Source organism: Bifidobacterium avesanii (genome assembly GCF_009299475.1).
Taxonomy (GTDB): Bacteria; Actinomycetota; Actinomycetes; order Actinomycetales; family Bifidobacteriaceae; genus Bifidobacterium; species Bifidobacterium avesanii.
Genome location: NZ_WBSN01000005.1, coordinates 153,755 through 175,101, shown reverse-complemented (window position 1 = coordinate 175,101; position 21,347 = coordinate 153,755). Strand labels below are relative to the sequence as shown.

The following is a 21,347-nucleotide window of genomic DNA, read 5'->3' as shown; positions in this document are numbered from 1 at the left end:
CGCAGTCGAGCTATGGTCCGATGTTCGCGATGAGCGTGTTGTCGATCATTCCGTTGTTCATCGTGTTCTGCTTTGGTCAGAAGTATCTGGTCGAGGGCATCGCGACCACCGGCGGCAAGTAAACCGCTATCATCCCCAACCAACACTTCCCGCAGCGATGCGGGACCCGACAACCAACCAATAACCGCGGAACGCGGCCCCGAACCGTTTTTCGTTCCTTTCCTCCCGGCGACGGGCCGCGAGTTCCGCACCTTTTACCAACCAAACTTGATTCTTCACGAGAAGATCAACAAACAAAGGAGAAAACAATGAGGATTGCAAGGAAGCATCTCGCCGTCCCGGCCGCCATCGCTGCTGCGGCCATGGCCCTCGCCGGCTGCGGCGCCGGCGGCGACACCGCGGGCGGTTCCGACGTCAAGCTGTCCGACGAGCCGGTCACCCTGCACATCGCGTGGTGGGGCTCCGACACCCGCGTCAAGATGACCCAGGAAGCCATTTCCAAGTTCGAGGCCGCCAACCCGAACATCAAGGTCGAGACCGAGTACAAGGACTGGTCCGGCTACTGGGACAACCTAGCCACCCACATCGCCGGCGGCGACATGCCCGACGTGATCCAGATGGACGAGCTGTACCTCGCCTCCTACGCCTCCCAGGGCACCCTGTACGACCTGGGCAAGACCTCCGAGTTCCTCGACCTCAACCAGATGGACTCCTCCCTGCGCGACATGGGCAAGGTCGACGGCGTGCAGTACGCGGCCCCGATCTCCACCACCCCGATGGGCGTGCTCGTGAACAACGATCTGCTCAAGAAGCTCGGCCTCACCCTGCCGGACACCTCCAAGTGGACGTGGGACGACATGATCGACTTCGCCAAGCAGATCGTCGAGAAGTCCAACGGCGAAGTCACCGGCATCGCCCCGCTCAACAACGGCATGAGCCTGCAGCTGTGGGCCCGCCAGAACAACGAGTCCCTGTTCAAGGACGGCAAGGTCGCCATCTCCGAGGCCACGCTGACCAGCTACCTGCAGATGGCCTACGACTGGACCCACGGCGACCAGATCGCCGGCACCCCCGACCGTCTCGCCGAGAACTCCGCCGGCACCGTCGACCAGGGCGACATGGCCCAGGGCAAGCAGGCCATGACCTTCACCCAGGCCACCCAGATCGGCACCTACGCCAAGGCCTCCGGCGCCGACATGAGCCTGGTCCCGATGCCGAACCTCGGCAAGAACGCCAAGTACGGCTACTTCAAGCCCGGCATGTACTGGGCCATGGGCGGCAAGACCGAGCACCCGGCCGAGGCCGCGAAGCTCATCGACTTCCTCATCAACAACGAGGACGCCATCAAGACCCTCGGCACCGACCGTGGTCTGCCGGGCAACAACAAGCTGCGTGAGCAGCTCGCCTCCTCCGCCACCGGCACCGACAAGAAGGCTCTCGAGTTCCCGTCCGCCATCGCCGACACCATCGGCGACGCTCCGGAAATCACCCCGAACGGCGCCTCCGACCTCGACAAGACCATCGCCCGCTACGAGCAGCAGGTCTACTTCGGCCAGAAGTCCGCTGCCGACGCCGCCAAGGAAATGACCGCCGAGCTCCAGTCCGCGATCGACTCCGCGGCCTGATCGCCAGACGGGCCCATCGGCCCCGATAACTGAATAACCCCAAGCCGGACGGAACGGGAAGCATTTCCGTTCCGCCCGGCTTTTGCGCTTTCACCGCATACTTTCACCGCCATCCATCACATCGTTCGCAGAAAGGAGACGCTCATGACCGTATACATCGTCGGTGGCTCGTCCGCCGCCCGCAAGGAAACCAAGTACCGTCCCGAAACCGCATGGGCGGAGCGCTTCCCGGACTGCTTCACCAATCCGGAACTCGTCCGCAATCTGGCGGTCAACGACATCGACGTCGTGCGCTACGCGGCCTCCGAGGAGTTCCTGCAGCTTCGCGGCAGCCTCAAGTCGGGGGACTGGCTGTTCGTCGACTTCGCCGGCGACGACGCCGTGCCCGCGGGATTCGGCGGATACCGCGGATCCAGCGTCAAGGACATCGCCATGTTCGAGTACGGCGTGGACGCCATCGTGGACGCCGCGCAGACCGCCAGCGCCGTCCCCGTGCTGCTCACCCCGGTCGCCCGCCGCCGCTTCGACGGCAACGGCGTGCTGACCGACACGGACACCGTGCGCTCCGCCAGCGTGCGCAAGATCGCCGCCCGCCGCAACGCCCCGCTCATCGACCTGTACGCCCGCACCTACGCGCTGCTCGCCGAATGGGGGCCGCTGCGCAGCCGCTCGCTCTACCTGCACGGCCGCAGGGGGGAGCTCGTCAACTATCCGCAGGGCGTGGACGACGACGCCCACCTCAACGGCACCGGCGCGGAGATCGTGGCCCGCATGGTCGCCGACGGCATACGCTCGCTCGGCCTCACGCTCGCCGACCAGCTGAGGGAGGTCGGCCGGCCGATAGCCGTGCCGATGATGGCCGTCCGATGACGCGCCCGATAGACTGTCCATGATCGAATAAGGGAGAGAACCACTCATGAAACTGCTGCAGAACGTAGCGATCACCGGCGCCGTCGACGCCGAGCCGGTCCGTCTGGCCATCGCGGACGTGCGCCGCGACCTCAACGCCGTGCTTTCCGCGCCCGACGCGCCGGCCGCGGGCGATGGGACCGCGGCGGACGACGCGATCGCCGCCATCAACCTTGTTCGCGCGCAGGGGACCGGTCCCGACGCCATGGCCGCGGAGACCTTCACCGTGCGCCTCGACGCCGGCGCCCGCACGCTCGTCATCGCCGCGCCGGACGATCTGGGCCTCGTCTACGGCCTGTACCACGTGAGCCGCGACCTGCTCGGCGTGCCGGACTTCTGGTTCTGGACCGACTGGACTCCCTCCCGCCGTTCCGACGCCGTGGACGTGCCGGACGGCTACGCGTTCGCCTCCAAGCCGTTCGCCGTGCGCGACCGCGGCTGGTTCATCAACGACGAGGTGCTGCTGCTCGGCTGGCAGATCGGCAACGATCCGCTCGAACCGTGGCGCATGGCCTTCGAGACGCTGCTGCGCTGCGGCGGCAACATGGTCATCCCCGGCACCGGCCTCAACGTGGAGCAGCACGTGCCGCTGGCCGTCGCGCGCGGGCTCGCCATCGCGCAGCACCACGCCGAGCCGCTCGGCGCCACCATGTTCTCCACCGCCTACCCGGACCTCAACCCCTCGTGGGACGAGCACGCCGACAAGTTCAAGGCGCTGTGGGCCGACTCACTGCGCCGCCACAAGGGCCAGCGGATGATCTGGAACGTGGGCTTCCGCGGCCAGGGCGACTCCCCGTTCTGGGACTGCGACCCCACGTACGACACCGACGAGTCCCGCGGCAGGCTCATGGGCGACATCATCCGCGTGCAGCGCGAGATGATCAAGGCCGACGACCCGCACGCGCAGATGTGCGTCTACCTGTACGGCGAGACCATGGAGCTGTACTCCAAGGGCTGCCTCGACCTGCCGGACGACGTGATCAAGGTGTGGTCCGACAACGGCTTCGGCCGCATGGTCACGCGCCGTCAGGGCAACCACAACCCGCGCGTGCCCGCCATGCCGAACCCGGACGACCCGGGCGCGCAGGGCATCTACTACCACGCGTCGTTCTACGACCTTCAGGCGGCCAACCACATCACCACGCTGCCCAACCAGCCCGCGGACATCGCGCGCGAGCTCGGCGAGGTGCTGGCTAACGGGGGAGACGACTTCTGGATCGTCAACTCGTCGAACGTCAAGCCGCACATGTACTATCTCGACCTCATCGCCGAACTGTGGCGCGACGGCCTGCCCGCCGGTTCGCTGAAGGACCCCAAGGCGATCGGGGACTTCGTGGACGCCCACGCCCGCCGCTTCGCCGCCACCTACTTCACGCCTGACCGCCCGGACGTGGTGGCCGGCGCCTACAAGGCGTACTTCGACCTCGCCGTGCCGTACGGCCCCCACTGGGACGACCACGCCGGCGAGCAGTTCTGGAATCACGTGTCGCGCATGCTGGTCAGCCAGTTCGTGCGCGACCGGCACACGGGGGAAGGCGACCTCGCATGGGCCACGGACGCCACCGATCTGCGCGCGCAGGTCGAGTGGTATCTGGGCCTGTGCGAGCGGGGAGACGCCAACTACACGGCGCTCGTGGAGGATCTGGAGCATCGCCGGCTCGAACTGGAACCGGGGCATGTGCGCCGGCTGTTCGACGACACGGTGCTGCTCCAGTCGCGCATCCAGCTGCACTGCGCGCGCGGCGCCCGGAAGGCATGCGAGGCCATGCTCGAGGCGTTCGGCCTGTTCGAGACGTTCGACCCGAAGACAAGCGACCATGTGGCGTGGGCGCACGCGTTCTATCTGGCCGGCGAGGCCCGCGGGGAGTACCGTGCGGCGCGCGCGGCCATGGACGAGGCCGAGCACGGCGTGTGGCGCGGCTACTACGGCAACGAGTGCCTTGCGGACGTGGCACAGAGCGCGTGGGTGATGGAATACCTCATGTCGTTCCTGCGCAACGTGGACGACGGCCCGCACTTCTACCAGTGGCAGCGCGAGTTCATCTACTCCAAGGAAAGCCGCAAGGTGCTCACCATCCTCAATCTGGAGAACCACCTGACGGACGACGAGATCTTCGACGCCATGCGCCCGCGCTTCCAGCGGTGAGTTCGGCGCGTCCGCTCCGCTAGGGACGACGCAATTGGGGGTTGGCTTCCGGTCGATATCGGAAGCCAACCCCCAATTGCGTCGTTCTGCCAAAGCGGCGCCGCTCCCGGTCGGCGTCACTCCCAGTCCACGCTGCTGTCGCGGAAGGAGATGGCCTGCGGGTAGACGGGCTTGACCTGCTGTTCGATCGAGGGATCGTCGATGCGCGCGAGCAGCATCTCCACCGCCAGACGCGACACGGCCTGCGGGCGGGGGGAGACGTTGGTCAGGGTGATCTTGGCGCTCGTGGCCGTGTGGTCGTCCACCACGCCCACGAGGGAGACGTCCTTACCCGGCAGGATGCCGTTCTTCTCCAGCAGACGGCTCATCCAGTCGGTCGCCAGCGGGCCGCGCGTGATGAGCGCCAGACGGTCATCGCAGTCGGAGAGCAGCGCCGAGGCCACGCGCTCCACGCCCGCCACGCCTCCCGTCGGGGGATTGACCACCTTGAACCGCATGCCCCGCTTGGCGGCGCGCTCGCGGGCGCGGGACACGTATTCCTCGTAGATGCGGAACTTGCCGAATCCGGACTGGGGCGTCTCGCCGACGAGCACGACATGGTGGTGCCCGGCATCGGCCATCGCGTCCACGATGGCCTCCGCGGCGGCCGCGTAGTCGAAGTACGTGTAGTCCAGGCCGCACGCGTCGTCGGGCATGCCGAACAGCACGGTGGGCATGCCGATCGCCTGCGCCACGGGGATGCGGGGGTCGGCGTGCTTGATGTCCATGATGATGAACCCGTCGCACACCGCGCGTCCGGCCAGTCGGCGCAGCGTATCCGGGCCCTCCTGCATGGTGTTGAGGATCACGTCGTAGTCGTGCTTGCGCGCCTCGGAGACGATGGTGGACAGGTACGGGGGAATGCCCACGCCGTCGGAGTCCACGTCGATCTGCTCGATCAGGCCGATGAGCTGCGTGCGTGAGGTGCGCAGGGTGCGCGCGCTCGAATTGGGATGGTAGTTGAGCTGCTTCATGGCGGCCTCGATGCGCGCGCGGGCCTCCTTGGAGACGGGACGCGAACCGGTGAGCGCGTAGGAAACGGTGCTCTGCGCCACGCCCGCCAGCGCGGCCACGTCCTTGCTGGTCGCGTGTCCGCGGGTGGAACGTCGTCTGGGCTGCTTGTCTGCTGTGCTCACTTCAACTCCATTGCAGAAGATCGCCGGCTATACGTATCGCCGGTTCCTACCATTGTACGAATCGTATCGGCGGTTTCCGCGGCGTGGCGCACGCATTTTCATTACACTGGTGGCCATGGGTGACGCAACGAAGCGAAACAACGGCGGCAAGGTCTCCGGCAAGGCCATCGACAAGGCACTGGACAAGGCCGAACAGGGACTGGCCAAACTGGACGCCGTGCACGGCTCCGACTCCACGGCGAGCGCCGGCGAGCGGCTCGGGCAGGCCGCCAAGTCCAGCGCGCTCCTGAGTTCCGTGTGGAGCGAGGCGCCCGCGGAAAGGCTGCGGTTCGGCGCGGGCTGGCGGCTCGACGACGCGATCGGCGGGACGACGCCCGGATTCCACGGCGACAAGGCCGACGGCGAGCGGTTCATCGCCATCAGCGCCGACCAGATCGCCCGCTACCAGCGGCTGCTGTACGCGTGCGGGCTCAAGGGGTCGCGCCGGCGCGTGCTCATCGTGCTGCAGGGCATGGACGCGTCCGGCAAGGGCAGCCTGGTCAGGCACGTGTTCCGGCAGGGCGATCCGATGGGCATCCACTACCACGGGTTCGCCGCGCCCACCGCCGAGGAGCGCGCGCACGACTTTTTGTGGCGCGTGGAGCGCGAACTGCCCAAGCCGGGATGGATCGCCGTGTTCGACCGCTCGCATTACGAGGACGTGGTCATGCCGCGGGTGTGGGGCACGCTGCCGGAGGAGGAATGGCGGCCGCGCTACGAGCGGATCGCGGACTTCGAACAAGCTCTTGCGGATGACGGGTGCGCGATCATCAAGATCTTCCTCGCCGTGAGCCGCGAGGAGCAGCGGCGGCACTTCCTCGGGCGCCTGAACGACCCGACCAAGCACTGGAAGTTCGCCATGAGCGACCTGGACGCGCGCGACCGCTGGGACGACTACATGGCCGCGTGGCGCGAGGTGTTCGAGCGCACGTCCACGGATGCGGCGCCCTGGTACGTGGTGCCGGCCGACAACCGCTGGTATTCGCGGGCGGTGGTCTCCGAGCTGCTGCGCACCACGATCGCGGGCATGGGCCTCGACTGGCCCGGCTTCGACGCCGACGTGGACGTGGACGAAGTGCGCCGGCGGCTGGGGTAGCGGGCGGTGCGCGGCCGCCCGCCGGGCCTACTGCTGGTCGACGCGGTAGTCGACGAAGACCACCTCGCCGGACTCCTGCGTGGCGTCCAGATCGACCGAGCCGGTGATGGCCCAGTCGTTGTCCCCGTCGGAGTCGCAGATGATCTGGCGCACCTTCCAGATGTGCTCCTTGGCCTCCAGCGAATCGTCCAGCACGAACCATTCGCCGCCGCGCGCCTTGGCGTCCGTGTCCACGTACTCGTGCTCGTCGTAGAAGTCGTCGAGCACGTCCTCCCACTCGTGCACGCCGTAGCCCCAGTCCTTGTCGAGCGCGCCGAGCGCGTCCGGATCGTCCAGGTCCATGAGCTGCACGCGGCGGAACAGCGCGTTCCTGACCAGCACCGTGAGCCCGCGGCGGTCCTCCACCACGGCGTCGCGGCGACCGGGCGCGGCCAGCGACGCGGCGGCCTCGGAGGCGTCCGCCGAACCGTCCGCGCCGGCGTTCTCCCACTCGTCCACGAGGCTCGAGTCGATGGAGCGCACGAGCACGCGCAGCCACGCGATGATGTCGTCGAGCTGCTCGTCGCGCTTCTCCGGCGGCACCGTGCGGGCGAGCGAACGGTACGCGTCGGAAAGGTAGCGCAGCAGCGTGCCCTCGGAGCGCGCGATGTTGTAGCGGGCGATGTAGCCGGTGAAGTCGGAGGCCGTTTCGACCATGTCGCGCACCACCGACTTGGGGGAGAGCCAGTAGTCGTTGGCCCACGGCACGTCGCGGCGGTACTGGTCGAACGCGGCGTCGAGCATCTCCTCCAAAGGCTTGGGATACGTGATCTCCTGCAGACGGTCCATGCGCTCGTCGTAGTCGAGGCCGTCGGCCTTCATGTCCGCCATGGCCTTGTCGCGGGCGGCGCGTTCCTGCGCGCGCAGCACCTGTTTCGGGTCCTCGAGCGTGGCCTCCACCATGGAGATCACGTCCAGCGCGTAGGTGGGCGACTCCGGGTCGAGCAGCTCCAGCGCGGCGAGCAGGAAGGGGGACAGGGGCTGGTCGAGCGCGAAGTCCTCCGGCATGTCCACGGTCATGTAGTAGTTCTTGCCGCCGTCGTCGCGGTCCTCGGTCTCGATCACCTCCGTGTCGAACAGGGTCTGGAAGATCTCGTCGGTGCGCTGGTGCAGATGCTCCTTCTGCTCCGGCGTCTGCGCGGAGTCGTCGATGAGCTCGTCCACGCGCCGGCGCGCGTCGCCGCCCTGCGCCACCTCGTTGAGGACCATGGAGTGCGTGATTTTGAGGTGCGGGACCAGCGTCTCCGGCGCCGCGTCGATGAGCTTGTCGAACGTGTTTTCGTTCCACGTCACGAAGCCCTCCGGCGCCTTCTTGCGCTTGATCTTCTTGAGCTTCTTCGGGTCGTTGCCGGCCTTGGCGACGGCCTTCTGGTTCTCGATCTCGAACTCCGGCGCCTCCGCGACCACCAGTCCCTCGGTGTCGAAGCCCATGCGGCCCGCGCGGCCGGCGATCTGGTGGAACTCGCGGGCGCGCAGCTTGCGCATGCGGGTGCCGTCGAACTTGGTCAGGGCCGTGAGGACCACGGAGTGGATGGGCACGTTGATGCCCACGCCAAGCGTGTCCGTGCCGCAGATCACCGGCAGCAGGCCTTGCTGGGCGAGCTGCTCCACCAGCCGGCGGTAGCGCGGCAGCATGCCCGCGTGGTGGATGCCCACGCCGGTGCGCAGCAGCCGCTGGAGGATCTTGCCGAACGCGGTGGTGAACTTCACGCCCTTGATCGCCTCGGCGATGGCCGTGCGCTGCTCCTTGCTGGACACGCCGGTGGAGGCGAGCGCCTGCGCGGTTTCGAGCGCCGCGTCCTGCGAGAAGTGGACCACGTAGATCGGCGTCTCGCCATTGCGGAACGCGAGCTCCACGGTCTTCTCGAGCGGGTCGAGCGTGTACTCGTAGCTCAGCGGCACCGGACGCGGGGCGTTGGCGATCACGTCCACGTCCGGGGTGTCGTTCAGGTCCGAGAGCTTGTCCGCGATGGCATCCACGTTGCCCAGCGTGGCGCTCATGAGCAGGAACTGGGTCTGCGGCAGCGTGAGCAGCGGCACCTGCCACGCCCATCCGCGCTCCGGGTCGCCGTAGTAGTGGAACTCGTCCATGGCCACGAGCCCCACGTCCGCGTGCACGCCCTCGCGCAGCGCCTGGTTGGCGAGGATCTCCGCCGTGCAGCAGATGATCGGCGCGTCCGCGTTGATGTGGCTGTCGCCGGTGATCATGCCCACGTTGTCGCGGCCGAACACCTCCACCAGATCGAAGAACTTCTCTGAGACGAGCGCCTTGATCGGCGCGGTGTAGTACGAGCGGCGGCCGGTGCACAGCGCCGCGAAGTGCATGCCGAGCGCCACGAGCGACTTGCCGGAGCCCGTGGGCGTGTTGAGGATCACGTGGTCGCCGGCGAGGATGTCCATGATGGCCTCCTCCTGATGCGGCCACGGCTCCACGCCCTTGACGTCCGTCACCCAGTTGAAGAAGCGCTCGTAGATCTCATCCGCGTCGATGTTGCGCGCGTCCTCGCCGTCCCAGCTCGGGGCGAGCGCGCCCAGCGAGCCATACGTCCTGTTGTCCTTGTCCTCAGCCATGGTTGCCGATTCTACTTGCCGGTGGATACGGGGGCGGCGGTCTACGACGCCAATGATCGAACGCTTGTTCGAGCCCTTGCGCTATGATGGCGGCATGAGCGAACAGGATCTGTTTGGGGCGGCGGACGCCCCCGAGGACGTGACGCGGCCGCTGGCCGTGCGCATGAGGCCCGCCACCGTGGACGAGGTGGTGGGCCAGTCGCACGTGCTCGGGGAGGGCTCCCCGCTGCGCAGGCTGGCCAATCCGGCGTCCCGCGGGTCGCTCACGGCCCCGAGCTCGATCATCCTGTTCGGGCCTCCCGGCGTGGGCAAGACCACGCTCGCGTACATCGTGGCCAAGCAGTCCGGCCGCGTGTTCGAGGAACTGTCGGCCGTCACCTCCGGCGTCAAGGACGTGAGGGACGTGCTCGCCCGCGCCCGCCAGCGGCTCGTGTCCGAGGGCAGGGAGACCGTGCTGTTCATCGACGAGGTGCACCGCTTCTCCAAGTCGCAGCAGGACGCGCTGCTGCCCAGCGTGGAGAACCGGGACGTCACGTTCATCGGCGCCACCACCGAGAACCCGAGCTTTTCGATCATCAAGCCGCTGCTGTCGCGCTCGGTGGTGGTCAAGCTCGAATCGCTGTCGCCGGAGGATCTGAAGACGCTCGTCGAACGGGCGCTCGCGGACCCGCGCGGGCTCAAGGGCGAGGTGAAGGCCACCGACGAAGCCGTGGACGAGATCATCCGCATGGCCGGCGGGGACGCGCGCAAGACGCTGACGATCCTCGAGGCGGCGGCCGGCGCGGTCACCGGCGACCAGGCGCGCAAGAAGGGCGCGCGGCGGCCCATCATCACGCCGGACGTGGTGGGCACGGTGATGGACGTGGCCGCCGTGCGCTACGACAAGGACGGCGACGACCATTACGACGTGATCTCCGCGTTCATCAAATCCATGCGCGGGTCGGACCCGGACGCCGCCCTGCACTGGCTCGCGCGCATGCTCCGCGCGGGGGAGGACCCACGGTTCATCGCCCGGCGCATCATGATCGCCGCCGCCGAGGAAGTGGGCATGGCCGCGCCGCAGGTGCTGCAGGTCACGGTAGCCGCCGCGCAGGCCGTGGCGATGATCGGCATGCCGGAGGCGCGCATCATCCTTTCGGAGGCGACGCTCGCCGTGGCCACCGCGCCCAAGTCGAACGCCAGCTACGTGGCCATCAACCAGGCGCTCGCGGACGTGGACGCCGGCAACATCGGGCAGGTGCCGCTGCATCTGCGCAACGCGCCCACCAAACTCATGAAGAGCTGGGGCAACCACGAGGGTTATCGGTACGCTCACGATTACCCGGGCGCGGTGGCCCCGCAGCAGTATATGCCGGACGAGCTCGTGGGCCGCGAATACTACCATCCCAACGACCGCGGCTACGAACGCGAGGTCGGCCCCCGGCTGGAGCGCATCCGCTCGATCCTCCATCAGGCGCCGGGCAATGGCGGCAGCGGCGGCAGCGGCGGCCAAGGCGGCGGCACGGGAGCCGCGGCGGCGTGATGCTACACTGATCCGTGGCCCCGCGCCGGCTGGCAAGCCTCATATTCCACTTTTCCGCACGTAACCCCGAATCAGATGAGGTGAACCATGGCCGAACAGGCACAGTCCATGCAATCCGCGCAGTCAGCGCAACCGGCGTCCGGCGACGACCGCGTCCCCGGCAAGCTCATCGGCGCCATCGTGGCGGTTGGCTCGCTCGCGTTCATCGGCATCCTCACCGAAACGGTCATGACCGTGCTCTTCCCGCAGCTCATGGGCGAATTCCACGTGGACACCGCCACCGTGCAGTGGATCACCACCATCTATCTGCTCGCCGTGGCCGCCACCATGCCGGTCTCCTCGTTCCTGAAGCGCCGGTTCCGCCTGAAACCGCTGTTCGCCGCCGCCGTGATCCTCGCGATCATCGGCTCGTTCATCATGATCGTCGCCACCGCGTTCCCCATGCTCATCGTCGCGCGCATCATCCAGGGCATCGGCTCCGGCATCGCCACGCCGCTCATGGTCAACATCATCCTCGAACAGTCGCCGCGCAGCAAGATCGGCCGGCTCATGGGCGTCGGCTCCCTCGTCATCACCGTGGCCCCGGCCATCGGGCCCACCGTGGGCGGCGCGGTCACCAGCGTGCTGCCGTGGCGCGCGATCTTCATCGCCGCGATCCCGATCACCATCGTCGCCGCCGTGATCGGCATGGCATGCATCGAACAGAAGACGCCCACCGAGGACGCCTACCTCGACCCGATCCAGCTGACGACCATCGTGTTCGCGCTCGTCGGCATGATCCTCGCGCTCAATCAGGGCGGCGTCGCCGTGAGCGCGCTCGTATCCGGCCGGCCGTTCGCCGTCTCCGCCGTGACCGCCGTGGTGAGCCTGATGGTGGGGCTCGGCTCGCTCGTCGCGTTCTGCCTCGTCTCCCGCCGTTCGTTCTCCCCGCTGCTGCGGCTCGGCATCCTGCGCGACCCGGTGGTGCTGCTGTACTGGATCGAATACCTGCTGCTGCCCATCGTGGGCATCGGCTTCGGCTATGTGATCACCAACGTGGCGCAGCTTGCGCTCGGCACCGACGCCTTCCTCGCCGGCGCGCTCGTGCTGCCCGGCGCGCTGATCGGCGCGGTGTGCGCCCCGGTCGGCGGCTGGCTGTACGACCGCTTCGGCGCGGCCCGGCCGATCCTTTCGGCGCTGGCGATCGCCACAATCGGGCCGGTGCTGCTGTGCGCGTTCGCCCTGCATCTGACGCCGGGCCTGCTCGCCGGATTCTACTTCATCTTCGGCTTCTTCTACGCGCTGGGCAACCCCAACGTGATGACCAGCGCACTCGCCGAAATCCCGCGCGAGTTCACGCCCGACGGCAACGCCATGTTCAACACCGCCCTGCAGTTCGGAGGCGCGGCCGGCACCGCATTGTTCTCCACCATCCTGTCCATGGCACAGGCGGGTGCCGTGGCCGGCGGGTTCGGCGAGGGCACTGCGGAATTCGCGCACGCCACGGCGGTCGGCGGCATGTGGACGTTCGGCGTCATGGTGGCGATCTGCGCGACCGGCTGGGCGTGCCTCGTCGTCGCGTTCCGCATCCGTTCCGCCCGTGCGGCCCGTGCGGATCGTGCGGCTCGTGCGACTCATGTCCGCTGAGCGGCTCGCCGGAAGTAATCTCACTAGGATGGACGCGTGACCAAACCGAAGTCGGGGAGCGGGCCGTCGAAGTACGCGCGCGGCACCCGCAGCTACACCATGTCGCGCATCCGCAGCGCCAACACGACCATCGAGGTGCTGGTGCGCCGGTACCTGTTCGCGCGCGGCCTGCGCTTCCGCAAGAACGACAAGCGCTATCCCGGGCGCCCGGACGTGGTGCTGCCGCGCTGGCATACGATCGTGTTCGTCAACGGCTGCTTCTGGCACATGCACCCCGGCTGCGCCAAGCACTCCATGCCCAAGTCCAACGTGGAGTTCTGGACCGCCAAGCTCCTGCGCAACCGCGAGCGCGACAAGGCCCAGCATGCGGCGTTGGAGGCCATGGGCTGGCGGGTCATCACCGTGTGGGAGTGCGAGCTCGCCAAGGCCACCCGCGAGCGGCGGCTCGAGCGGCTTTACGATGAAATCACCGGGGCCGGGAGCGGTGCTGGTGCCGGGGCCGAGAGCAGGAGCGGTGCCGGTGCTAGGTTCGGAGACGACGCCGATGCCGGGCGCGGGGATGACGGCGGGCGTGGAAATGGTGCCGGGGCCGGTGCCGAGCCGTCGTTGGAAATGTGCGCGGCTGCGGAGGATGCGGATGCGGCGACAGCTGCGGACATGGATGCGACTGCGGCGACTGCGAATGCCGCAACGTGCGTGGACGCGGCGGCGGACGCGGACTCCAACACGGCTCCGGACGCGGCGAACATGGGCGCGAACGCGAACATGGATCCCGCGGCTTCGAATACGTCGTCGAACGCGCATGCGCGTATACGGAAATGACGCCGCGAGACAGGCTCCGTCTCACGTTTTGTATACGCGTATACGAAAGTGACTCCGAAGAGGCACCCATATCGCATTTTCTGTATACGTGTATACAAAAACGGCGTTGGGAGAGCGGCTTTACCGCATGTTTTGTATACGCGTATACAGAGGTGACGTTGAAGCGGCGGTTTCGCTGCGCGTTTTGTATGCGCGTATACGAAAGTGACGCCAATGGGCGAGGAGGAGACAACAGCCAGTGTCGCGGAGCGACTGCAGCTTCTCGTGACGCCAATGAGCAAGGGAAGAGGCATTGCATGCAGGCGGCCCGCGTGCATGTGGGCGGATGCATGCGTGGGCGTATGTGTGTGCATGCGAGTGCGAGCGCGTATGCGTGTGGAAGTGTGTGCGTATGCATGTGCAAGCAGTATGTGCGCGCCGAACCCCGAAAATGTGATGGTTTTGTGACGGTCGTCATGCGGTTTGGCGGCTGTCAACAGTATCTTGGATCCGCCCAAGTCGAACGATGCTATGGTGCTTGCTGGAAGAAAACGGACGACAGAACGAACGGCCCAAGGAGGACGACGGTGCGCGTGGTGGATTTCGACGGAACCGTGTATCGCGGCGAAAGCCTGTTCGACTTCTATCTGTTCACGGCGCGGCGCTACCCCAAGGTCCTCGCCGTCATGCCGCCGGTGCTGCGCAACGCCATCGACTACAAGCTCAACCGCGCCAGCCTCGACCATCTCGAGATCGCCATCGCGAAGGTGGGCCGGCGCTACCTCAACGCGCTCGACGCCATTCCGGACACCGACGTGCGCGGTCTCGTGGAGGAGTACTGGGACCGCAACATCCACCGCATGAAGGCGTGGTACACGCCGCGTCCCGACGACGTGGTGCTCACCGCGTCCTTCGACGTGATCGTGGAAGAGGCATGCCGCAGACTCGGTGTGCGCACGTGCATCGCGTCCGAAATCGACACGCGCACCAACGAGCTCACATGGCTCAACTTCGGCGACAACAAGCGCATCCGCCTGCGTCAGGTGCTCGGCCCCAATACGCAGGTGGACGAGTTCTACACCGACGCCCTGTACGACCAGCCGATGATCGACATGGCCAAGCGTGCCTACTTGGTCAGGGGCGAACGCGTCAAACGCATCAAGTAGCGCCCAAACGGCGCCGGATGCGGACCGCGCGCGCCGCATGGTGGAACGGGCCGCGGCAAAGGGCCCCCGATGTCTCCCGCGGCGGATACAACTCGAGGCATGAATGAATCAGCGAAGTCCGCGCCCGCGTCCCGCCGCCCCGCCATGTCGCGCCGTGCGGTCGAATCCGAACCGTTCCGTGCCATGGTGTTCGGCGAGAAGGCCGACAAGATGATCGCGGACGGCGTCGATGTGGTCAAACTGTCCCTGGGGGAGCCGGACTTCGGCGCCCCGCCGGCCGTACGCGACGCCATGTGGGAGCTGTACGACGGCCGCCCGCTGCCGTACACCGCCGCGTTCGGCCTGCCGCAGCTGAGGGAGGCCATCGCCGGGTTCTACCACGACCGGCACGGCGTGGACGTGGACCCCAAACGCATCATCATCACCGCCGGAGGCTCCACCGCGCTGCTGCTGTCCGTGGCAGCCACCGTGGATCCGGGCGACGAGGTCATCGTGGCCGACCCCTCCTACCCGTGCAACCGCGAACTCGTGAAGTCGTTCGGCGGCAAGGTCGTGGACGTGCCCACCAGTGCCGCCACGCGCTTCCATCTGACGCCCGAAAGCGTGGACGCGCACTGGTCGGAGCGCACCAAGGCCGTGATGATCACCTCGCCGTCCAACCCGACCGGCACCACCATCGCGTTCGACACGCTCAAGGGCATCTGCGACCTCGCCCGCGAGCGCGCGGCCTGGCGCATCGTGGACGAGACGTATCTGGACCTCGCCGACCGCGAACCGGACGGCTCCGAGGTCAAGACCGTGCTCGCCGCAGACCCGGACGCCATCACGCTCAACAGCTTCTCCAAGTTCTTCGGCATGACCGGCTGGCGCCTCGGCTGGGCCGTGCTGCCCGAATACATGCTGCACGAGGTGGACGATCTCGCCACCAACTACTTCCTGTGCGCGCACACGCCCACCCAGTACGCGGCGCTCGCCTGCTTCACGCCCGAGACCCTCGCCGTGTGCGAGGAACGCCGGCAGGAGCTGCTGGGCCGTCGCCGGCTGGTGGTCGACGGGCTGAAGCGCATCGGCCTGCCGGTGGACGTGGAGCCCAACGGCGCGTTCTATGCGTACTTCTCCGTGGAGTCGACCGGGCTGGACGCGTGGACCTTCTGCGAGCGCGCGCTGGACGAAGCCCATGTGGCCCTGACGCCGGGGCGCGATTTCGGCGCCGCCACCGCGGACACGCACGTGCGCCTGAGCTACGCGGCCTCGCGCGAGGCGCTGAGCGAGGGCATCGACCGGCTCGGCGCATTCGTGGCCAAGCTGGGCTGACGGGCAATCCCACTCGCCCTTCCGAGGGCGGATTTACGGGGTTGCGGACATCCACTTGCCCTTCCGAGGGCACCTTGCGGACGGCATCCGCCATATGATGGATGGAAAAACCGCGAAATACCGCGGTTGTTGGTTTGGATAATGGCGTCGCGCATTGTTCGCGGTGCCCTGGGAACGGCGAGTGGATGTCCGCATGGGAACGAATCTGCCCTCGGACAGCGGGTTAGCCGGCCGAAGGTCGTCGCAAGGGCTGCGGCAAGGGCGCGGGGAACGGAAAGTTCATGGAATGCAAGGAGCGCATGATGGAGCATAAGGAGAACGCTGACCGGCTGATCGTCAACTGCCTGCCGCTGACCGAAGCGGAACGCGAACGGTTCCGCGAGGCGGCGGCCGGCGTGCCGCAGGAATTCGTCGGCGTGCCCGAACAGCGCGGCTCGATGACGTGGACCGCCGTGGTGCCGCGGGAGCTGCGCGCTCGGGCGAGCGCGGTGATCGGCAACTTCCCGGCCGGCGACGCCCCGCAGTACCCGCGCCTCGAATGGGTGCAGACATGGTCCGCAGGAGTCGACAAATACACGGCCGAAGGCGCGCTGCCGGACGGCGTGATGGTGACCAGCGCATCCGGCGCCTATGGGCAGAGCGTGTCCGAGCATCTGTTCGCGTTGATGTGGGCGCTCATGCGACATCTGCCCCAATACCGCGACCAGCAGTCGCGCGGCGAATGGCGTGATCTGGGACGCGCGCTGAGTCCGGTGGGCGCGACCGTGCTGGTGATCGGCGCGGGCGACATCGGTTCGCACTTCGCGCGGCTCGCCTCGGGCGTGGGCGCGCACGTGATCGGCGTTCGCCGCCACGCCGGGCAGTCCGCACCGGGCTTCGCCGCCATGCACGGGCTCGACGAGCTGGACGCGCTGCTGCCGGCCGCCGACGTGGTGGTCTCGATCGTGCCATCCACGCCGCAGACGCATCACCTCATCAACGCGGAGCGCCTGGCGCTCATGAAGCCGGGCGCGATCCTGCTCAACGCCGGGCGCGGCGACGCCATCGACCCGGACGCGCTGCTCGAGGCCCTGCGCAGCGGGCGTCTTGGGGGAGCGGGCATCGACGTGACCGAACCCGAACCGCTGCCGGCCGACCACCCGCTGTGGCGCGAGGAGCGGTGCCTCATCACCCCGCACGTGGCCGGCGGCATGCACCTTGAGGCCACCGAGGGGCGGGTCATCGAAATCGCGCTGGAGAACGTGGCCAACTACGTTGCCGGCCGGCCCCTGCGCAACCGCCGCAGATAGCGGCGGGCAGCGGGTTTGATCGCGCTGGGCCGCGCTCGGGTGCGCTCGACCGTGTCCGACCGTGCCCGAGCGCGACCGCCCGCGCGGCGTCACGCCGAGCGAAAACTCACTCGAACGGGAACCGCAGCCCCCAGTCGGCGCGGATGCGGTCCATGAACGCCATGATGCGCAGCGTGTCCGCATGTGGCATCTCCGCGCATTCGGTGCGCCCGTCGACGAGCGCGTGCGCGGCCGCCGCCACCTCGTACTCGTAGCCGGTGAGCTGCTCGGGCACCTCGCGGCTCACAATCGGCTTGTGGTCGCGTCCGAACACGACGACGCGCCGCACGTTGTTGATGTTCTCGCACACCACGTAGCCCTCGGTGCCGCGGATTACGCCGAACCGGTCGCCCACGCAAGACATGGAGCTCGTGGCCGACGCCATCACGTTGCCCGCGTAGTACAGCGTGGTCGCATTCTGCTCGTCCACGCCCGTCGGATACAGTGCGCAGGAGGTTACGATGCGCTCCGGTTCGCGCCCGCGCAGCACCATGTCGATGAAGTTCAGCGGATAGACGCCCACGTCGAGCAGCGCGCCGCCCGCCAGCGCCGGATCGGTCATGCGCGCCTTGCCGGTGGTCACGTAGCTCAGGTCCGCGGACACGGACCTGAGCTCGCCGATGAGCCCGGCGTCGACGATCTCGTCGATCATCGCGCGCGAGGGCATGTAGCGCGTCCAGATCGCCTCGGTGCACAGCACGCCGGCCCGCTCGGCTTCGGCGAGCACCTCGCGCGCCTGCGCCTCGTTCGCCGTGAACGACTTCTCCACGAGCGTGGCCTTGCCCGCCCCGATGCACAGCTTCGCCTGCTCGGCGTGCAGGCTGTGCGGCGTGGCGATGTACACCAGATCGACGTTCGGGTCGGCCACGAGCTCCTCGTACGAGCCGTGGGACACGGGGAAGCCGTATTGGTCGGCGAACGCGCGGGCCCGGTCGCCGTCGCGCGCGGCCACCGCGTACGGGGCCACCAGATCGGCGTAGCGGGGGTCGGCCGCCATCTTCACCAGCGTGTCCGCCATGGCGTGCGCGATGCGGCCGGCGCCGAGAATGGCCACGTTGACTTGGGAATGGGACGTGTTGGGCATGGATGCGCTCCTTTGCGAGTTGTGCGTGCGGTTGCGTGCGGTTTGCATGGCGGGTACAGAAAGGCCCCTTCACCGGCGAAAGGCCGGAAGGGGCCGGAAGCGGGAAGGTCAGAGCACCTCGACGGTCTCGATCATCGCGGGCTCGAGCGGCGCGTCGGAACGGTCGGTCGGCAGCGCCTCGAGCTTGTCCACCACGGCCTTGGACTCGTCGTCGGCGACCTCGCCGAAGATCGTGTGGTGGCCGTTGAGCCACGTGGTCGGCACGGTGGTGATGAAGAACTGGGAGCCGTTGGTGCCGTGCACCTCGCCGGTGAACGGGTTGCGGCGCAGGCCGGCGTTCGCCATGGCCAGCAGGTACGGCTTGTCGAACGTGAGGGACGGGTCGATCTCGTCGTCGAAGGTGTAGCCGGGGCCGCCGGTGCCGTTGCCGAGCGGGCAGCCGCCCTGGATCATGAAGTCCTTGATGATGCGGTGGAAGGTCAGGCCGTTGTAGAACGGCTCGTGGCTCTTCTCGCCGGTGAGCGGGTCGGTCCACTCCTTGGAGCCGGTGGCCAGGCCCACGAAGTTCTTCACGGTCTCGGGGGCCTGCTCGTCGAACAGGTTGATCTTGATGTCACCTTCGGAGGTGTGCATAATAACGGTAGTCATGCGCTCAAGTGTCGCATGCGCCGCATACAACCGCCGTCCGCCATCGAGGAACCACATGACCACAGTGCTCATCACCGGCTTCGACCCGTTCGGCGGCGAGAAGGTCAATCCGGCCTTCGAATCCGTCAAACTCCTGCCGTCCGCCATCGTCGGCGCGAGGATCGTCAAGCTCGAGGTGCCCACCGCCTACGCCCGTTCGGCCGCCGTGCTCGAGGAGGCCATAGAGCGCGAGCGGCCCGACGCCGTCATCTGCGTGGGACAGGCCGGCGGCCGCTCCGCCCTGACCGTGGAGCGCGTGGCGATCAACCTCGCCGAGGCGAGCATCCCGGACAACGACGGCGATCAGCCCGTCGACCGGCCGCTGCGCGAGGACGGCGACGCCGCCTACTTCGCCTCCGTGCCGGTCAAGGCCATGATCCGCGGCATCCGCGACCACGGCCTGCCCGCATTCGTCTCCTACACGGCCGGCACGTTCGTGTGCAACGCGATCATGTACAACCTGCTGTACCTGATCGACCACAGGTTCCCGGGCGTCAAGGGCGGCTTCATCCACGTGCCCTACGAGCCGGGACAAGTCGTCGGCAAGCCCAACGGCACCCCGTCGATGCCGCTCGCAACGATCGCCAAGGGACTCGAGGCCGCCGTGGAGGCCGCGGTGAAGGACATCTCCGACGGCGGGGCTGGGTCCGGCGGGATCAAGTCCGGCGATCCCGCCGGCGCGATGGGCGAGATCCACTGAGCGGCAGCGGCCGTCCGAGCGTACGCCGGGCTTCCCGCGAATCTCCTTTGTTGGAGAGGGCTCGCGGCAAGCCCGGCGGCGCATTGGAGTCCGACGGCGTCTATCCGATCACCCCGAACCGCCGCAGCGCGTTGGCGATGCCGCCGTGGTCCACGTCGTCGGTGACGTAGTCCGCCGCGGCCTTTACGTTGTCGCGCGCGTTGCCCATCGCGACGCCCACGCCGGCCGCCTCGATCATGGCGATGTCGTTGCCGCCGTCGCCGAACGCGATCGTGTGCTCCAGTGCGAAGCCGAAGTGCGCGGCGAACACGCGCATGCCCGCCGGCTTGCCGCCGTCCGCGGGGATGAGGTCGGTGAACGCGGGATGCCAGCGCACACCGGTGACGTGCGGCAGCGAGGCCACCAGCTCGGCCTCCTCGTCGGGCGTGATGTACGGGCTCACCTGATACGTCGGGTGCGTCAGGGCCCGGGCCGGGTCGTCCACGTACACCGGCGGGGCGGTTTTGCCGAGGCTCTTCCACGTGGCGCGCATCCCCTCGTCCACGTGGTTGAAGTACACATAGTCCTTCTCGCCGAAGTTGCTCACCACATGCGGATGCGCGGCGAGCCAGTCGAGGATGATCCTGAGGTCGCCGGTATCCAGCGGATGCTCGGCGATCACGCGGGAGCGCCGGATGCCGTCGCCCGCGGTGCCGCCCTCGTCCGTGCGCTCGTCGAGTAGGCAGTACTGGCCGTTGAACGTCACGTAGCCGTCGAACGTGACCGGAATGGTGTCCAGCACGGTGACGGCCTGACTGGGGGAGCGTCCGGTGCAGATGAAGATGCGCACGCCGGCCCTGCGCAGGGCCGCGAGCGCGTCGAGCGCAGAGGCGGGGACCTCGTGCGCGGTGAAGCTGGTCAGCGTGCCGTCGATGTCGAAGAACGCGGCCGCGATGGGACGGGGATCGGTGCTCATGCGCTCATTGTACGGGCGGCATGGCGATTTCTGACCTAGCATCGCGGCAAAGAACCGGTGTGCCCGTTCGGGGAACGGCGGAATCCCAATGCGAGGAACGGTGATTTCGTGCTTTATACTTGGCGCGTTAGGTCAGAAATCGGACGTGGCACTACGGGATGCGCCACTGGGGGTTCTCATACGCGTTTTCGTATCGCATTGATACGCAAACGGACGTTTGGCGGGCCTTCATGTACGGTCCCGTATCGTATCGATACGAAATCGTACGTTGGATCGTTCCTCGCGTTCGTTTTCATATCGCTGGGATACGGGATCGTGCGTTTTGTGATTCCCCATTCGCGTTTTCGTATCGTGTTGATACGAAATCGTACGTTTGATGGGTCTTCGTATACGGTCTCGTATCGTGTTGATACGAAATCGTACGTTTGATGGGTCTTCGTATACGGTCCCGTATCGTATCGATACGAAATCGTGCGTCGGATCGTTCTTCGCGTACGTTTTCATATCGCCGGGATACGGGATCGTGCGTTCGATGATTCCCCCTGCGCGTTTCCGCATTTCCCG

General features: G+C 67.4%; 15 protein-coding genes and 1 pseudogene. 11 read left to right on the top strand and 5 right to left on the bottom strand.

The window, feature by feature from the left end:
- Positions 1-308: 308 nt before the first annotated feature.
- The 3 genes from DSM100685_RS04575 (at position 309) to DSM100685_RS04565 (ending at position 4,680) form a co-directional block, all read left to right on the top strand.
- On the top strand, positions 309-1,625 hold the full coding sequence (locus DSM100685_RS04575) for an ABC transporter substrate-binding protein (protein WP_152350167.1): 1,317 nt from the start codon (positions 309-311) through the stop codon (positions 1,623-1,625).
- A gap of 144 nt (positions 1,626-1,769) precedes the next feature.
- On the top strand, positions 1,770-2,495 hold the full coding sequence (locus DSM100685_RS04570) for an SGNH/GDSL hydrolase family protein (RefSeq protein WP_152350166.1): 726 nt from the start codon (positions 1,770-1,772) through the stop codon (positions 2,493-2,495).
- A gap of 46 nt (positions 2,496-2,541) precedes the next feature.
- Positions 2,542-4,680 carry a glycosyl hydrolase 115 family protein gene (locus DSM100685_RS04565; protein ID WP_152350165.1) on the top strand — a complete coding sequence of 713 codons (2,139 nt, stop codon included), beginning with the start codon at positions 2,542-2,544 and terminating at the stop codon, positions 4,678-4,680.
- A 116-nt stretch (positions 4,681-4,796) separates the two neighbouring features.
- Here DSM100685_RS04565 and DSM100685_RS04560 read toward each other — a convergent pair whose 3' ends face one another.
- The gene (locus tag DSM100685_RS04560) at positions 4,797-5,855 is read right to left on the bottom strand and encodes a LacI family DNA-binding transcriptional regulator (RefSeq protein ID WP_152350164.1); all 1,059 of its coding nucleotides are present in this window, start codon (positions 5,853-5,855) and stop codon (positions 4,797-4,799) included.
- Between the two features lie 115 nt (positions 5,856-5,970).
- Here DSM100685_RS04560 and DSM100685_RS04555 point away from each other — a divergent pair, with 115 nt between their 5' ends.
- Complete coding sequence (locus DSM100685_RS04555) at positions 5,971-6,990, top strand: PPK2 family polyphosphate kinase (protein WP_152350163.1); 1,020 nt, start codon at positions 5,971-5,973, stop codon at positions 6,988-6,990.
- A gap of 27 nt (positions 6,991-7,017) precedes the next feature.
- Here the strand turns inward: DSM100685_RS04555 and DSM100685_RS04550 are convergent, their stop codons facing one another.
- A complete protein-coding gene (locus DSM100685_RS04550) occupies positions 7,018-9,600 on the bottom strand; it encodes a DEAD/DEAH box helicase (RefSeq protein WP_152350162.1) in 2,583 nt (860 codons plus the stop codon).
- Positions 9,601-9,694: 94 nt separating this feature from the next.
- Here DSM100685_RS04550 and DSM100685_RS04545 point away from each other — a divergent pair, with 94 nt between their 5' ends.
- The 6 genes and pseudogenes from DSM100685_RS04545 to DSM100685_RS04520 all read left to right on the top strand — a co-directional run bounded on the left by DSM100685_RS04545 (position 9,695) and on the right by DSM100685_RS04520 (position 17,318).
- Positions 9,695-11,122 (top strand): replication-associated recombination protein A, encoded by a 1,428-nt coding sequence (locus DSM100685_RS04545; protein ID WP_152350161.1) that lies wholly within the window; start codon positions 9,695-9,697, stop codon positions 11,120-11,122.
- Between the two features lie 108 nt (positions 11,123-11,230).
- The gene (locus DSM100685_RS04540) at positions 11,231-12,748 is read left to right on the top strand and encodes an MFS transporter (RefSeq protein ID WP_152350184.1); all 1,518 of its coding nucleotides are present in this window, start codon (positions 11,231-11,233) and stop codon (positions 12,746-12,748) included.
- 36 nt (positions 12,749-12,784) lie between these two features.
- Positions 12,785-13,216, top strand: a pseudogene (locus DSM100685_RS10710) (very short patch repair endonuclease); the annotation flags it as partial.
- Between the two features lie 920 nt (positions 13,217-14,136).
- Positions 14,137-14,715 (top strand): haloacid dehalogenase-like hydrolase, encoded by a 579-nt coding sequence (locus DSM100685_RS04530; RefSeq protein ID WP_152350160.1) that lies wholly within the window; start codon positions 14,137-14,139, stop codon positions 14,713-14,715.
- Positions 14,716-14,814: 99 nt separating this feature from the next.
- A complete protein-coding gene (locus DSM100685_RS04525) occupies positions 14,815-16,029 on the top strand; it encodes an aminotransferase class I/II-fold pyridoxal phosphate-dependent enzyme (protein WP_152350159.1) in 1,215 nt (404 codons plus the stop codon).
- 299 nt (positions 16,030-16,328) lie between these two features.
- On the top strand, positions 16,329-17,318 hold the full coding sequence (locus tag DSM100685_RS04520) for a D-2-hydroxyacid dehydrogenase (protein WP_239512643.1): 990 nt from the start codon (positions 16,329-16,331) through the stop codon (positions 17,316-17,318).
- Positions 17,319-17,424: 106 nt separating this feature from the next.
- Here DSM100685_RS04520 and DSM100685_RS04515 read toward each other — a convergent pair whose 3' ends face one another.
- Both DSM100685_RS04515 and DSM100685_RS04510 read right to left on the bottom strand, forming a co-directional pair.
- A complete protein-coding gene (locus DSM100685_RS04515) occupies positions 17,425-18,441 on the bottom strand; it encodes a Gfo/Idh/MocA family protein (RefSeq protein ID WP_152350158.1) in 1,017 nt (338 codons plus the stop codon).
- Positions 18,442-18,549: 108 nt separating this feature from the next.
- Positions 18,550-19,089 (bottom strand): peptidylprolyl isomerase, encoded by a 540-nt coding sequence (locus tag DSM100685_RS04510; protein WP_152350157.1) that lies wholly within the window; start codon positions 19,087-19,089, stop codon positions 18,550-18,552.
- Positions 19,090-19,144: 55 nt separating this feature from the next.
- On the opposite strand from DSM100685_RS04510, the gene pcp reads away from it, so the two are divergent.
- Positions 19,145-19,828: a pyroglutamyl-peptidase I gene (gene pcp, locus DSM100685_RS04505; protein WP_152350156.1), complete on the top strand. Its 684-nt coding sequence runs from the start codon at positions 19,145-19,147 to the stop codon at positions 19,826-19,828.
- A gap of 100 nt (positions 19,829-19,928) precedes the next feature.
- Here pcp and DSM100685_RS04500 read toward each other — a convergent pair whose 3' ends face one another.
- A complete protein-coding gene (locus DSM100685_RS04500) occupies positions 19,929-20,783 on the bottom strand; it encodes a Cof-type HAD-IIB family hydrolase (RefSeq protein WP_152350155.1) in 855 nt (284 codons plus the stop codon).
- Between the last annotated feature and the right edge of the window lie 564 nt (positions 20,784-21,347).